Origin of the sequence: Methylobacterium isbiliense, assembly GCF_022179325.1 — a bacterium.
In the GTDB taxonomy this organism is placed as follows: domain Bacteria; phylum Pseudomonadota; class Alphaproteobacteria; order Rhizobiales; family Beijerinckiaceae; genus Methylobacterium; species Methylobacterium isbiliense.
In genome coordinates, this window is the sequence record NZ_BPQQ01000008.1 from 59,215 (window position 1) to 72,687 (window position 13,473).

The following is a 13,473-nucleotide window of genomic DNA, read 5'->3' on the forward strand; positions in this document are numbered from 1 at the left end:
TCCTCTCTCAGGCCGATGTCACCGCCGGGGTGGTCTCGAGCATGTCGCGGATCGTGCGCATCAGGTCGTGGCGGGCCATGTCGTGCGCGATGTCGATGGCGCTCGCGAAGCCGTGCGCGTCCTCCGAGCCGTGGCTCTTGATCACGATGCCCTCCAGCCCGAGGAAGACGCCGCCGTTGGCCCGGCTCGGATTCATCTTCTCCCGCAGGGCCTCGAAGGCGCCGCGGGCAAACAGGTAGCCGATCTTCGCCATCAGGGTCCGGCTCATCGCGCCCTTGAGATACGTGGCGATCTGCTTGGCGGTTCCCTCGGCGGTCTTGAGGGCGATGTTGCCGGTGAAGCCCTCAGTGACAACCACGTCCACGGTGCCGCGGCCGAGATCGGTGCCCTCCACGAAGCCGTGATAGCTGAGGTTGGGCAGGTCGGCCTCGCGCAGCATGCGCGCCGCCTCCTTGACCGCCTCGTTGCCCTTCATCTCCTCGGTGCCGACGTTGAGCAGGCCCACCGTCGGCCGGTCGAGGTCGAACACGATGCGCGCCATGGCGGCTCCCATCAGCGCCATGTCGACCAGATGGGCGGCGTCGGTCCCGATGGTGGCGCCGACATCGAGCACCACGCTCTCGCCGCGCACCGTCGGCCACAGGCAGGCGATGGCCGGACGCTCGATATGCGCCATGGTCTTGAGGCAGATCTTCGACATCGCCATCAGCGCGCCGGTGTTGCCGGCCGAGACGGCGGCCTCGGCCTCGCCGTCGCGCACGGCCTGGATCGCCCTCCACATCGAGGACTTGCCGCGCCCGGTGCGCACCGCCTGGCTCGGCTTCTCGTCCATGGACACCGCCACGCTGGTGTGGCGGATCTCCACCGCGCCCGCGAGCCGCGGCTCGGCCTCCACCATCGGGGTGAGGACCGCCTCGTCGCCGAACATCAGGAAGGTCGTCTCGGGATGGCGCTCGCGGGCGATCGCCGCCCCGGGCACGACCGTGGACGGACCGTGATCGCCGCCCATCGCGTCGAGCGAGATGCGCACTCTCTGGGACATGGGGACGTTGACAAGCCTCGTTCGCGGCGGGCGGGAGGGGGGCCGCGGCGCGGCGGAAAATAGCGACCCGGCGCCCGGCCGCAAACGAATTCTCAGGCCCCGCTGCCCGGCGCCCGCCTCAGGCCGGCGCCCCGATGATCGCCCGCCGCAGCCGGCCCGAGACCCAGTCGATGCCCGCGACCGTCACGAGGATCATCAGCACCAGGAAGGCGACCTGCTGCATCTCCAGCACCCGGATCAGCTCCGTCAGGTACTGGCCGATGCCCCCCGCTCCGACGATGCCGATGATCGTCGCCGAGCGGGTGTTCGATTCGAAGAAGTAGAGCACCTGGCTCGCCAGCACCGGCAGCACGCCGGGCAGGAGGCCGAAGCGGACGCGGTGGAGCGGGCTGCCGCCCGCGGCGGTCACGCCCTCCTGCGGCCGGCGGTCGGCGGCCTCGATCGCCTCCGAGAACAGCTTGCCGAAGGCGCCGAAATCCGAGCAGGCGATGGCGAGCGCCCCCGCGAAGGGGCCGAGCCCGACCACGTTGATCCAGATCAAGGCCCAGATCAGCACGTCGACCGCGCGGATCACGTCGAAGCCGCGCTTGACGGTGAAGCGCAGGAAGACGTTCGGCATCACGTTGCGGGCGGCCAGCAGCGCCACCGGCAGGGCGAGGAGCGCGGCCGTGAGCGTGCCCAGGAAGGCGATGGCCAGCGTCTCGGCCAGGGCCTTGAGGAAGACGAGGCCCTGCCCCTCCGGCGAGGGCGGCAGCATCAGCACGGCGAACTCGCCGAGCCGGTGCAGCCCGGTGAGGATGCGCAGGAGCGAGAAGTCGAGCCGTACCATCGCCACGAGGGCGAGGCCGGCGAGGCCCGCCACCACGCCCGCGACGAGCAGGCGCCGGCGCAGCGGCACGGAAAAGACCTGCGGGTGGCGGGCGCGCAGGCCCGCAAGGTCGGCGAGGGCCGCCCGGCGCAGGGCGGATCGCTGCGGGGCGGATCTGGGCAGGGCGTCCCGGCTCATCGGGCGGCCTCCCGGCCGAGCAGGTGGTGGCGCAGGCGTTCGGTCGCGAGATCGATCCCGATCACCGTCAGGATGATCAGCAGCAGGATCGCGCTCACGTCCGAATAGTAGAAGTTGCGGATCGCCACGAGGAATTCCTGGCCGATCCCGCCCGCGCCGACGAAGCCCATCACGCCCGCGCCGCGCACGTTGATCTCGAAGCGCAGGAGCCCGTAGGAGGCGAAGTTCGACAGGACCTGCGGCATCACCGCGAAGCGCACGGTCTCGACCCAGGAGGCGCCAGTCGCGGTCAGCCCCTCGACGGGCTTCATGTCGATGTTCTCGACCACCTCCGCGAACAGCTTGCCGAGCGCGCCCGCGGTGTGGATGGCGAGCGCCAGCACCCCCACCATCGGGCCGAGCCCGAAGGCGATCACGAAGATCAGCGCGAACACCACCTCCGGCACGGTGCGGCAGATCTCGAGCAGGCGCCGGGTGCCGAACCGGACCGCGCGGGAGGCCACGAGGTTGGAGGCGGCGGCGAAGCACAGCGCGAAGGCGGCGAGCCCCCCGAACAGGGTGCCGAGATAGGCCATCAGCAGCGTCTCGCCGAGCAGCGCCAGCCATTTCGGCAGGCCCCAGTACCAGGCGGCGAGGTCGCCGCCGAGGTTCGACAGGGTGAGCGGCGGGACGATCTGGGCGATGTAGGCGGTGAAGTTGCGGATGTTCTCCGCGAGCGTCAGCGGGCGCACCTCGGCGGCGAACCCGGCCAGCGCCACGAGCGCGAGGAGCAGCACCAGCAGGGCGAGGCCCCGCCGGCGCGCTCCCGCGACGCTCGCCGCGTAGGCCCCCGCGAGGGCCGAGGCCCGCGCGGGGGGCAATCTGTCGAGGGGCAGCGTCACGCGCGGCCGCCTCAGGAGCGCTTGCGCTGCTCGTCGTTGTAGCGGAGCATCTCGATGATCGGCTGGTAGTCCTTCAGCGTCACGGGCGTGAAGTCGAGGTCCTTGCCGTCGGAGAGCCGGTCGAAGGCGGCCTTGTCCTTCTTCGGCATCGCCGTGAGGGCGGTGCGGATCGCCTGCTTGAGGTCGTCCGGCAGGGCCGAGAGCATGGCGAAGGGGCCTTCGGGCAGGAAGTCCGACCGGAAGATCACCCGGAAGTCCGACTGCGCCATCGGCGAGCCGTCGGGCTTCTTCAGCATGCCCTTGGTGACCATGCGGGTGACGGCGGTGTCGGTCTCGGAGTTCCACAGGTTGGCGGCGGCGTCCGCCGTGCCCTGGACGAGCGCCAGCACGGCGTTCTCGTGGCTGCCCGCGTAGAAGGTCTTGCCGAACAGCTTGTCGACGTCGTGGCCGGCCTTCTGCAGGAAGAAGCGCGGCGCCTGGTTGCCGGAGGTCGAGTTGGGATCGACGAGGGCGAGGTTCTTGCCCTTGAGGTCCTCGATCTTCTGGTAGGGGCTGTCGGCGCGCACGTAGATCACCGAGTAGTAGCCCGAGGCGCCGTTGTCGTGCTTCTGGTTGACCACCGGCTCGGTCTTCACGCCGGTCATCACCGCGCGGGCGAACGAGGCCGGGCCGTAGAAGGCGATGTGGATGTTGCCGGCGCGCTGGCCCTCGATCACCGCCGCGTAGTCGTTGGCGACCCGCAGCTTCACCGGCACGCCGATCTCCTTGGTGAGATAGGCGGTGAGCGGGGTGTAGCGGTCGACGGTGCCGGAGGCGTTCTCGGCCGGGATCACCCCGAGGGTGAGCTCGGGGTACTTGGCCTTCCAGTCCTGCGCGAGGGCGGGCGCGGCGAGACAGGCGAACGCCGCGGCGGCGGCGCCCGCGAGGGTGCGTCGGGTGAGCATCGGTCCATCCTCTGGTGTGGGCGCGGGGCGTGACCCCGCGCGGCGCGCGGCAGCACTCTCCCGCGCGGAACTGGTCTCCGGCGCGGCTCTCAGGCGACCGCGGCCTGCGGCTCCGCCCGGGCGGGGGCGCGGCCGCCGGGCGCGTCGTCCATGACCTCGCCGGCCTCAAGCCCGTAGAGGTCGCGCGCCACGTCCTCGGTCAGGTCGAAGGCGCGGCCCTCGAACACGACCCGCCCGGCCGAGAGGCCGACCAGCCGGTCGCAATAGGCCCGGGCGAGATCGAGGGAATGCAGGTTGCACAGGACCGTGATCCCGTAGCGCCGGTTGGCCTCGGCGAGCGCGTCCATGACGAGGCGGGTGTTGCGCGGATCGAGCGAGGCCACCGGCTCGTCGGCCAGGATGATCTCGGGCTCCTGCACCAGGGCGCGGGCGATCGCCACGCGCTGCTGCTGCCCGCCCGAGAGCTGGTCGGCCCGCGCGGCGGCGAACCCGCCCATGTCGAAGCTCTCCAGCGCCGCGAGCGCCAGCGCCCGGTCCTCCTCGCTCCACAGCTTGAGCAGCGAGCGGTGCGCGGGCACGTGGTTGAGCCGTCCCATCAGCACGTTCGTCAGCACGTCGAGCCGGCCGACGAGGTTGAACTGCTGGAAGATCATCGCGCAGCGCCCCCGCCACGCCCGGAGCGCCGACCCGCGCAGGGCCGTCACGTCGGTGTCGCCGAACAGGATGCGCCCGCCGCTGGGGTCTTGGAGGCGGTTGATCATGCGCAGCAGCGTCGACTTGCCGGCGCCCGAGCGCCCGATCACGCCGACGAAGCTGCCGGGCTCGATGCGCAGGGACACGCCGTCCACGGCGCGGCGCGCGCCGTACTGACGCGTGAGATTCTCGACGACCAGCATCCGTCCGTCCGGTTCGCGGGGCCGGCAAACCTAAACGCCGGTTTAACGACAGACGGATGACAGAGGCCCGCGCGCCTCACCCGCCGTAGCGGCGCAGGAAGGCGTCGATCTCCAGCGACCGGAAGTCCGGCAGCGCCGCGCGCAGGCGCTCGTGGTCCCAGTCCCACCATGCCAGGGCGTCCAGGCGCCGGGCGGTCTCCTCGTCGAAGCGCCGCCGCAGCACCCGGGCCGGGTTGCCGGCCACGATCGTGTAGGGGGGAACGTCGCGGGTCACCACCGCGCCCGCGCCCACCACCGCCCCGGTGCCGATGCGCCGGCCCGGCAGCACCACCGCCCCGTGCCCGATCCAGACGTCGTGGCCGACGGTCACCGGGCTCTCGCGGCGCCAGTCGAAGAACGCGGCCTCGTCCGCCTCCTCCGGCCAGTAGAGGCGCGAGCGGTAGGTGAAATGCGCCTGCGAGGCGCGCTGCATCGGGTGGTTGCCGGGATTGAGGCGCACCATCGCGGCGATGGAGCAGAACTTGCCGATCGTCGTGGCGAAGACCTCGCCGTCGTTGACGATGTAGGAATAGTCGCCCAGCACCGTCTCGGTGAGCTGCGTGCGGGCGCCCACCTCCGTGTAGCGGCCGAGGCGGCTCTCCACGACCCGGGCGCTCGGGTCGATGAGCGGCAAGGGGCCGAGGCGCTTGTGGCCGAGGCGCTTCCCGCTCATCGCGTCGCTCCGAAGGGCAGCCGGCGCAGGACCCGGAAGGGCGCGTCGCCCTCCTGGCACAGCAGCGTCACGGCGTCGATGACGAGCGGCTCCCCCGCGCCGTAGGCGGCCTGGAGCCGGGCGCGCCAGGGTTCGCGCTCCGCCTCCGGCAGCGCGTCGGTGAGCGTCATGTGGAAGCGGAACTCCTCGAACACGTGCGGGTAGCCCCAGCGCGCCAGCAGCGCGCGCTGGCGCGGGCTCAGGCGCTCGGGGTTCCGGCGGGCCAGCTCCGGAGCGGTGAGCGGCGCCCGCAGCGGGTCGAGGGCGGCCACGCACTCGGCCGCGAACAGGCCGAGATCCGGGCTCGCCTCGACCGGCACCAGGGCGGTGAAGCCGCCGAGCGTCGCGACCGCGAGGCGGCCCACCGCCACCGGCGGGTGATCGGCGCTCAAGGCCGCGGCGGCGGCGATCAGGTCGTCCTCGCCGACGCCCTCGCGCAGGCGCATCGGCGCCTTGAGGGTGGCGTGGAAGCCGTAGCGCCGGGGCGAGGCCGTCACCGCGCCGGCCTCCGGGACGCCGGGCAGCGGCGCCACCGCCGCGCCGGTGGCGCTGTCGTAGCCGAGGAGGCCGTTGCCGAAATGCGCGAGCGGCGTGCCGGGTGCGGGCGTGTAGTAGAGCGCGTAGCGCCTGCGGTCGCTCACGGGGGCGTCCTCCTGGCCTTCCGCTTCAGCACGCGCCCGTGACGGATCGGTGACGGGGCGGCTACAGCACGCTGATGGCGAGCCACACCACGCCCCACCCCACGAGGCCGAACCACGCGACCACGAGGGGAATGCCGACCGCGAGGGTCAGCACGAAGGCGGCCTGCCGCAGCCTGTCCCCGTACGGGCCACCGGCGCCGTTCCCGGACAAGTGCGTGTCGTTCCTGCGCAAGGCGTGAGCCCTCCTGTCTGGTCGGCCCGCCTCGGCGCAAGCGCCGCGCCGCCCTCACGGAGCGCAGCCGATCGCCCGCTCGGTCCGCCGGATCTGCGCCACCGTCTCGCGCTGGCGGGCGGAGAGCGGCACGTCGCGCTCGTCGTCGTAGCTGCAGCCCGCATTGCCGAAGGCCCGGATGCCGCGCGGCGTGCGGAAGCAGTAGCCCGCCTCCTTGTAGATGCGGTTGCGCTCGTACCAGAGCTCGTCGCAGCCCTGCGCGGCCGCCTCGCCCGTCAGGCAGGCGCCCGCGCAGGCGAGCGCGGCCAGGAATGCGCGCCGGAACGCGGCGGGGTGGGTCATCGTCCGTGGTCTCCATTCGCCCACAGGTCCCGCGGGCGGGCGCATCATGACCGATCCGGCGCCCGCCGCATCCCCGCACGGGCTGCGGACGCCGCACGGGCGCATCCGGCAGATGGTTGAGGAATCCTTAACCGGAAGCGTGGACGGCGGCGGTGCCCGATCCTACAACCAGAGAGCGGGGCGATTCCCGTTCGCGCCGTGGCCCGCCGGAGGCGGCCTCTCCGGCGAGGAGGATCCCGATGCCGAAGCGATCCCTCATCCCGCCATGCCGCCTCGTCTCGGCAGCCATCCTGCTCGGCGCGGTCTGGGCCGCTCCGGCCGCGGCGCAGTCCCGGCCGGGATGGACCGACCCGCCGGTCCGCACCGCACCGCCCGAGCCCCCGTCCCAGAGCCCGAGAGCGGATACCCCGAAGACGGCCACCCCGAAAGCGGCCGCCCCGAAGGTGGAAGCCCCCGCCCGGCCCGCGCCGGCGGTGGCGGCCCGCCCCGCGCGGGTCCGCACCGAGGCGGCGCGGCGCCGGCCGGCGCCCGTGGCCCGGGCCGTGTCCAAGGCCCGCCCGGCGATCGCCGCCACGGCCCGTCCGGTGCGCCACCCCGTGGTGCGCACCGCCGCCGTCCGGCCCCGGCCCGTCCGCCTCCAGACGCCGCGGCCCGCCGCTTACGACGGCGGCTGGGAGGTCTGGGAGGCCGACCGCATGGAGCGGATCCGCCGCGCCCAGGCGGCGGGCTACCTCGTGATGCGGCGCAGCACCTGGGAATCCATGACGGGCCGCTCCGGCCACGACCCGGCACGGGGATGGTTCCGGGAATCGGACGAGGAGTGAGCAGGCGGATCGGCGCCTGATAGCCGGTCGCGCCCGAGGGCGGTTTCAGATCCTGGCCGGAACGCGGTGTGCATTCTAATATTTTTTGGTACATGTTGCCATCGGGAGGCAGCCATGGCCAAGAACACATCCGTCACTCTGGGCGACCATTTCACCAGCTTCATCGACCGCCAAGTCGAGGCGGGACGCTACGGCTCGGCGAGCGAGGTGGTACGGGCGGGTCTGCGTCTGCTCGAAGAGCACGAGGCGAAGGTGCAGGCGCTCCAGGCCGCGCTCCAGGCCGGCGAGGAATCCGGACCGGCGACCGCTTTCGACTTCGAGGCTTTCATCGCCAGCAGAAGCGCGCCCGGGTCGGAGTCGCAATGAGCGGCTACGTCCTCACGCCTCAGGCACAGGCCGATGTGGCGGAGATCTGGGACTACACGGCCGAGCGGTGGAGTTGAGAGCAGGCGACATCCTACCTCCGCGCGATCCGGGACGCCTGCGAGGACTTGGCATGCGGCAGGCGGATCAGCCGGCCGGTCGACGTGAAGCCGGGCTATTTCAGGGCCACGGTCAGATCGCACCTCGTCATCTTCAGGCGAGACGATTCCGGCCTCGTGATCGTGGTGCGCATCCTGCACGGCCGGATGGATGTGGAGCGGCATCTCCGTTAGCTCTGCATCCGCTCGCAACCCGAGCGGATGCAGATCCAAGGTGCAGATCCAGGGCCTTGCATTCCCGCGCTCTTTCGCCGGACCGGCGCCCATGTCGGCGACAGAGCGCTCCAGCGTCCCGGCACTCATCGCCGAACCGGTCTCGGCTTCGGCGAAGGGCCTTGCTCCTCGGGCAGGGCCCGCCTACCACTCGGCCCCATCGGGACGCGCCGGAGCCGAGACCCTGTGAGCCACGAGTCGAGCCGGGAGCGAAGGGTGCGGGTCGTCGTGCGCGGGCGGGTGCAGGGCGTCGGGTTCCGGGCCTGGACCCGCGGCGAGGCGGTGCGGCGCGGCCTCGCGGGCCACGTGCGCAATTGTCCGGACGGGAGCGTCGAGGCCCTGCTCTCCGGCCCGCCCGAGGCGGTGGAGGCGATGCTCGCCGCCCTGCGGCACGGGCCGGCGGGCGCCCGGGTCGCCGAGGTCGCGGTCGCCGAGGTCGCGGACGCCCCCCGCCCGGCCGGCGGCGGCTTCGACATCCTGCGCGCGCCGTGACGCCGGCCCGGGCGTGAACGACTTCTCGCTCCTCGACTTCGCGGCCGTGGCGGCCTTCCTCGTCGCCTGGATCGCCTACAGCACCGCCGTCGAGCGGGTGCGCGGGCGCTCCAGCCTGAACCGGATGATGAACCGCTACCGCCATGCCTGGACCGATCAGCTCGCGGTGCGCGACAACCGGGTGGTCGACACCACCATCAACGCCTCGCTGCAGAACGGCACCGCCTTCTTCGCCTCGACCTCGCTGATCGCGCTCGGCAGCGTGCTCACGCTCACGCGCTCGGCCGACGACGTGCTGACGCTCTTCTCCACGCTGCCCTTCGGCATGCAGACCACGCGGGTGACCTGGGAGATCAAGGTCGCCGGGCTGGCGCTGATCTTCGTCTACGCGTTCTTCAAATTCGCCTGGGCCTACCGGCTGTTCAACTACGGCGCCATCCTGATCGGGGCGGTGCCGCCCCGCGGATCCGACCCGGAGGAGATCCTCCGCGCCTCGCGGCGGGCCGCCGCCATGAACGTGGTGGCGGGCGGGCACTTCAATCGCGGCCAGCGGGCGTTCTTCTTCGCGCTCGCCTATCTCGGCTGGTTCGTGAGCGCCTACGTGCTGTTCGCCACCACAGCCGCCGTGATGTACGTGATGTGGCAGCGCCAGTTCGCCTCCGACGCCCGGCGCGCCCTGCAGGAGACCGATGACGTCTGAGAGTTCACAGGCGAGCCCCCCGGCGAAGCCCGATGAGGCGGCCATCGCCGAGACGCTGCTGCGCCTCGTCGCCGAGCGCGGCGCCGACAAGACCGTCTGCCCCTCGGAGGTGGCGCGCGCGCTCGGCGGGCCGCATCCGGACGGCTGGGGGCCGCTGATGCAGCCGGTGCGCCGCGCGGCGGTGCGGCTGATGAAGGACGGCCGGATCGTCATCCTGCGCAAGGGGCGCGTCGTCGACCCCGACGATTTCCGCGGCGTCTACCGGCTGTCGCTGCCGCGCTGAGGCGGACCGGGGCGTGCACCGCGCCGATCCGCCGAGGCCTGGGGCTAGGTCTACTTGGCGGCCATCTCGGCCTCGTAGCGGGCCTTGGTCTCGGCGTTCGGCGGATAGAGGCCCGGGAGCGGCAGGCCCTTCTCGACCTCGCGCATGATCCAGAGTTCGAGCCGCTCCTGCTCCACGGCGGCGAGCGCCACCTCCTGGGCGATGGCGGCCGGGATCACCACGGCGCCGTCCCCGTCCGCCACGATCACGTCGTCGGGGAAGATCGCGACGCCGCCGCAGCCGATCGGCTGGTTCCAGCCGACGAAGGTCAGCCCCGCCACCGAGGCGGGGGCCGCGACGCCGGAGCACCAGATCGGCAGGCCGGTGCCGGCCACGCCCTCGCCGTCGCGCATCACGCCGTCGGTCACCAGGGCGGCGACGCCGCGCTTGTGCATGCGCGCGGCCAGGATGTCGCCGAAGATGCCGGCGTCGGTCACGCCCATGGCGTCCACGACCGCGATGCAGCCCTCAGGCATCGCCTCGATGGCGCCGCGCGTCGAGGTCGGGCTCGACCACGATTCGGGCGTCGCGAGGTCCTCGCGGGCGGGCACGAAGCGCAGCGTGAAGGCCGGGCCGACGATGCGCCGGTCGGCGGCGAATCGCGGCATCGGCCCGCGCATCCAGCAGCGGCGCAGGCCCTTCTTCAGCATGACCGTGGTGAGAGTCGCGGTGGTGACCGCCTGGAGCGCGTCGATCAGCGTCTTGTCGAGGGGCATCGAAGGGTCCGGGTGCGAGGGGCCTGACCCGCGCCTTAGCCGATCGGGGCGCGGGGCAGAAGACCCGGCGGACGGACTCCTCCCCAGTTCTCTGCCCAGTTCTCTGCCCCTTTCTCCGCGCCGTGCTCAGGTGATCGGCGTCAGCAGCACCGTAGCGGCCGCCGGCCGGGCGGCGATGCGCGCGTACCACGCTTCGAGCGCCGGCCGCGGCTGGCGCGGCACCGCGAGGTGGAGCCAGCGATGCGCCGGGCAGCCGAGCGCGATGTCGGCGGCCGTGAAGTGGTCGCCCACCGCGAAGGCGCGGCCGGCGAGGTGCGCGTCGAGGATCGCCGCGCAGGCCTCGGTCTCCGCCACCGAGCGGGCGATCACGGCCGGATCGCGCTCCGCCTCGGGCACCCGCACCGTCTGCCAGAAGGCGTCGCGCATGGCCGGCGTGAAGGCGGTGGCCTGCCAGTCGAGCCATTGGTTGACGTGGGCGCGGGCCTGCGGCTCCTGGGGCCACAGGCCCCCGCGCCCGTGCGTCTCCGCGAGGTGGCGCAGGATGGCGTTCGACTCCCACAGCACGAAGCCGTCCTCCTCCAGGACCGGCACGAGGCCATTGGGATTGAGCGCGAGGTAGTCCGGGTCGCGCACCCGCCCGTGGGCGCCGCCGGCCTCCACCCGCTCGTAGGGCAGTCCCAGCTCCTCCAGGCCCCAGACCGCCTTCTGCACGTTGACCGAACTCAGCCGTCCCCAGAGTCTGCGCATCAGGCCTCTCCCTCCTCCGGCGGATAGGCGTGCGGCCGCCCGTCCGGATCCGTCACGGTCCAGCTCTCTCCCGCCCCGGCGCGCGGCGCGAGGTAGTCCGGCCCCACCGGCACCTTGCCGTGCCCGCCCGGAATGTCGAGGACGTAGGTCGGCTGGCACAGGCCGGAGATCCGCCCGCGCAGGGTGCGCATCAGATCCCGCCCCTCCCGCAGCGTCGTGCGGAAATGCCCGGTGCCGGGCGCGAGGTCGCCGTGGTGGAGGTAGTAGGGCTTGACCCGGTTCTCCACGAAGGCGCGCATCAGGGCCGCCAGGGTCTCTGCGTCGTCGTTGATGCCACGCAGGAGCACCGACTGGCTCACCAGCGGGATGCCGGCATCGACCAGCCGGGCGACGGCCCCCTGGGCGGCGGGCGTGAATTCCCGCGGGTGGTTGGCGTGCAGCGCCACGAACACCGCCCGGCCGAACGCCTTCAGGGCCGCGATCAGCGCCGCGTCGACCCGGGCGGGCTCGACCACCGGCACGCGGGTGTGCAGGCGCAGCACCCGGACGTGTTCGGTCTCCCCGAGCGCCCGCGCGATCCGCGCGAGACGGCGGGGCGAAAGCAGCAGCGGGTCGCCGCCCGTGAGCACCACCTCCCAGATCCCGGGCCGCGCCGCGACGTAGGCGAGCGCCGCGTCGAGATCCGCCTCGCTCAAGGCGCCGAGGCCCTCCGGTCCCACCACCTCGCGCCTGAAGCAGAAGCGGCAATAGACCGGGCAGACGTGGAGCGGCTTCAGCAGCACCCGGTCGGGGTAGCGGTGCACGATGCCGGGCAGCGGCGCGTGGACGTCGTCGCCGATCGGATCGGCGCGCTCGCCGGGCGCGGTGTCGAGTTCGGCCGGGTCCGGCAGGAACTGGCGGCCGATGCCGTCCTCGGGCGACTCGATCAGCTCGGCCATGTCGGGCGTGACCGCCACGGCGTAGCGGGCGGCGACCCGCTCCAGGGCGGGCAGGCGCTCGGGCGCCACCAGCCCGGCCTGCGCCAGGGAGGCGGGATCGCGCAGGGTGCGCGCGCTCACGGACCGCCCCCCGCGACGGGGGTCCAGATCACCTCGTCGATCCGCCGGGCGTGGGTCGCCAGCATCACGAGGCGGTCGAAGCCGAGCGCCACCCCGCTCGCCTCCGGCATGAGCGCGAGGGCGTCGAGAAAATCCTCGTCGAGGGGATAGCGCTCGCCGTAGATCCGCTCCTTCTCGTCCATCTCGGCCTGGAAGCGGCGGCGCTGCTCGGCCGGGTCGGTGAGTTCCCCGAAGCCGTTGGCGAGTTCGACCCCGCAGGCGTAGAGCTCGAAGCGCTCGGCGACGCGCTGGTCGGCCGGGCTCGGCCGCGCGAGCGCCGCCTCGGGCACCGGGTACTCGCACAGGATCGTCGCCCTGCCCTGCCCCAGCGCCGGCTCGACCCGCTCGACCAGCACGCGGCTGAACAGGTCGGCCCAGGTGTCGTCCGGGGCGGTGCGGATCCCCGCCGCCGCGACGGCCGCGTGCAGGGCCGCGCGGTCGGTGGCGCCGTCCGGCGCGACGCTCGCCAGGAGGTCGATCCCGGCGAAATGCGCGAACGCCTCCGCGACGGTCAGCCGCTCGGGTTCCGCGAACGGGTCGGCCTCGCGGCCGCGCCAGGCGAGGCGGCCGGTGCCCGCCGCCTCGGCGGCGCGCGCCAGCAGCGCCGCGCAATCGCGCATCAGGGTCTCGTAGGGCTCGCCGGCCCGGTACCATTCCACCATCGTGAATTCCGGGTGGTGCAGCGGACCCCGCTCCCGGTTGCGGTAGACGGCGGACAGGCTCACCAGCCGGCGCTCGCCCGCCGCCAGGAGCTTCTTGCAGGCGAATTCCGGTGAGGTGTGCAGGTAGAGCGGGCTCGTCCGCCCGTCCGGGCCGATGGCCCGGGTGGCGAAGGCCGAGAGATGCGTCTCGTTGCCCGGCGAGACCTGGAGGGCGGCGGTCTCCACCTCGACGAAGCCGCGCTCCTCGAACCAGCCCCGCAGCGCCGCCCGGATACGGTTGCGGGCCAGCAGCCGCGGGCGGCGGTCGGCGTGGACGTGGGGCGCCCACCAGGGCGAGGCGGAGGTCGGGGCACGGGAGGGCATGGATCGGGCTCGAACCGCTCGCGACTGGCGGTCGCGCGTCAGATGCGATAGGGCGGGCGCTCGGGCGCCCCTGGGCCGGCAGCGGCTTGCGGGACGCCGGCCGCTTCTGTCAACGCTCGC

General features: G+C 72.9%; 18 protein-coding genes and 1 pseudogene. 6 read left to right on the top strand and 13 right to left on the bottom strand.

Annotated elements, in window-relative coordinates; genetic code table 11:
* Positions 1–7: 7 nt before the first annotated feature.
* From plsX to MFF61_RS03845, 9 genes are all read right to left on the bottom strand, one after another.
* Positions 8–1,042: a phosphate acyltransferase PlsX gene (gene plsX / locus MFF61_RS03805; protein WP_238233788.1), complete on the bottom strand. Its 1,035-nt coding sequence runs from the start codon at positions 1,040–1,042 to the stop codon at positions 8–10.
* A 118-nt stretch (positions 1,043–1,160) separates the two neighbouring features.
* Positions 1,161–2,048 (bottom strand): phosphonate ABC transporter, permease protein PhnE, encoded by an 888-nt coding sequence (gene phnE, locus MFF61_RS03810; RefSeq protein ID WP_238233789.1) that lies wholly within the window; start codon positions 2,046–2,048, stop codon positions 1,161–1,163.
* Positions 2,045–2,929, bottom strand: coding sequence for a phosphonate ABC transporter, permease protein PhnE (gene phnE / locus MFF61_RS03815; RefSeq protein ID WP_238233790.1), 885 nt, complete (start codon positions 2,927–2,929; stop codon positions 2,045–2,047). Before phnE (MFF61_RS03815) ends, phnE (MFF61_RS03810) begins: the two co-directional genes overlap by 4 nt.
* Positions 2,930–2,940: 11 nt before the next feature.
* A complete protein-coding gene (gene phnD / locus MFF61_RS03820; protein WP_238233791.1) occupies positions 2,941–3,873 on the bottom strand; it encodes a phosphonate ABC transporter substrate-binding protein in 933 nt (310 codons plus the stop codon).
* 89 nt (positions 3,874–3,962) lie between these two features.
* Positions 3,963–4,769 carry a phosphonate ABC transporter ATP-binding protein gene (gene phnC / locus MFF61_RS03825; protein WP_238233792.1) on the bottom strand — a complete coding sequence of 269 codons (807 nt, stop codon included), beginning with the start codon at positions 4,767–4,769 and terminating at the stop codon, positions 3,963–3,965.
* Positions 4,770–4,845: 76 nt separating this feature from the next.
* Complete coding sequence (locus MFF61_RS03830) at positions 4,846–5,481, bottom strand: LbetaH domain-containing protein (protein WP_238233793.1); 636 nt, start codon at positions 5,479–5,481, stop codon at positions 4,846–4,848.
* On the bottom strand, positions 5,478–6,161 hold the full coding sequence (locus MFF61_RS03835; RefSeq protein WP_238233794.1) for a DUF1045 domain-containing protein: 684 nt from the start codon (positions 6,159–6,161) through the stop codon (positions 5,478–5,480). The genes MFF61_RS03830 and MFF61_RS03835 overlap by 4 nt, the downstream gene beginning before the upstream one ends.
* 61 nt (positions 6,162–6,222) lie before the next feature.
* A complete protein-coding gene (locus tag MFF61_RS03840; RefSeq protein WP_238233795.1) occupies positions 6,223–6,372 on the bottom strand; it encodes a hypothetical protein in 150 nt (49 codons plus the stop codon).
* Positions 6,373–6,447: 75 nt separating this feature from the next.
* Entirely contained in the window at positions 6,448–6,735 is a 288-nt protein-coding gene (locus MFF61_RS03845) for a YARHG domain-containing protein (RefSeq protein ID WP_238233796.1), read from the bottom strand.
* Positions 6,736–6,974: 239 nt separating this feature from the next.
* On the opposite strand from MFF61_RS03845, the gene MFF61_RS03850 reads away from it, so the two are divergent.
* The 6 genes and pseudogenes from MFF61_RS03850 (at position 6,975) to MFF61_RS03875 (ending at position 9,729) form a co-directional block, all read left to right on the top strand.
* A complete protein-coding gene (locus MFF61_RS03850) occupies positions 6,975–7,559 on the top strand; it encodes a hypothetical protein (RefSeq protein WP_238233797.1) in 585 nt (194 codons plus the stop codon).
* A 114-nt stretch (positions 7,560–7,673) separates the two neighbouring features.
* Positions 7,674–7,925, top strand: coding sequence for a type II toxin-antitoxin system ParD family antitoxin (locus MFF61_RS03855; RefSeq protein WP_238233798.1), 252 nt, complete (start codon positions 7,674–7,676; stop codon positions 7,923–7,925).
* Between the two features lie 92 nt (positions 7,926–8,017).
* A pseudogene (locus tag MFF61_RS03860) lies at positions 8,018–8,215 on the top strand (type II toxin-antitoxin system RelE/ParE family toxin); the annotation flags it as partial.
* A gap of 255 nt (positions 8,216–8,470) precedes the next feature.
* A complete protein-coding gene (locus MFF61_RS03865) occupies positions 8,471–8,746 on the top strand; it encodes an acylphosphatase (RefSeq protein ID WP_238233800.1) in 276 nt (91 codons plus the stop codon).
* A gap of 13 nt (positions 8,747–8,759) precedes the next feature.
* Positions 8,760–9,446 (top strand): DUF599 domain-containing protein, encoded by a 687-nt coding sequence (locus MFF61_RS03870; RefSeq protein WP_238233802.1) that lies wholly within the window; start codon positions 8,760–8,762, stop codon positions 9,444–9,446.
* Positions 9,436–9,729 (top strand): DUF3253 domain-containing protein, encoded by a 294-nt coding sequence (locus MFF61_RS03875; RefSeq protein WP_238233803.1) that lies wholly within the window; start codon positions 9,436–9,438, stop codon positions 9,727–9,729. The genes MFF61_RS03870 and MFF61_RS03875 overlap by 11 nt, the downstream gene beginning before the upstream one ends.
* A gap of 50 nt (positions 9,730–9,779) precedes the next feature.
* On the opposite strand, the gene MFF61_RS03880 is transcribed toward MFF61_RS03875, so the two are convergent.
* The 4 genes from MFF61_RS03880 to epmA form a co-directional block, all read right to left on the bottom strand.
* Entirely contained in the window at positions 9,780–10,484 is a 705-nt protein-coding gene (locus tag MFF61_RS03880; protein WP_238233805.1) for a ribonuclease activity regulator RraA, read from the bottom strand.
* 126 nt (positions 10,485–10,610) lie between these two features.
* A complete protein-coding gene (locus tag MFF61_RS03885) occupies positions 10,611–11,231 on the bottom strand; it encodes a glutathione S-transferase family protein (protein WP_238233806.1) in 621 nt (206 codons plus the stop codon).
* Complete coding sequence (locus MFF61_RS03890; RefSeq protein ID WP_238233808.1) at positions 11,231–12,289, bottom strand: lysine-2,3-aminomutase-like protein; 1,059 nt, start codon at positions 12,287–12,289, stop codon at positions 11,231–11,233. Before MFF61_RS03890 ends, MFF61_RS03885 begins: the two co-directional genes overlap by 1 nt.
* Positions 12,286–13,353 carry an EF-P lysine aminoacylase EpmA gene (gene epmA / locus MFF61_RS03895; protein ID WP_238233809.1) on the bottom strand — a complete coding sequence of 356 codons (1,068 nt, stop codon included), beginning with the start codon at positions 13,351–13,353 and terminating at the stop codon, positions 12,286–12,288. Before epmA ends, MFF61_RS03890 begins: the two co-directional genes overlap by 4 nt.
* Positions 13,354–13,473 lie beyond the last annotated feature (120 nt).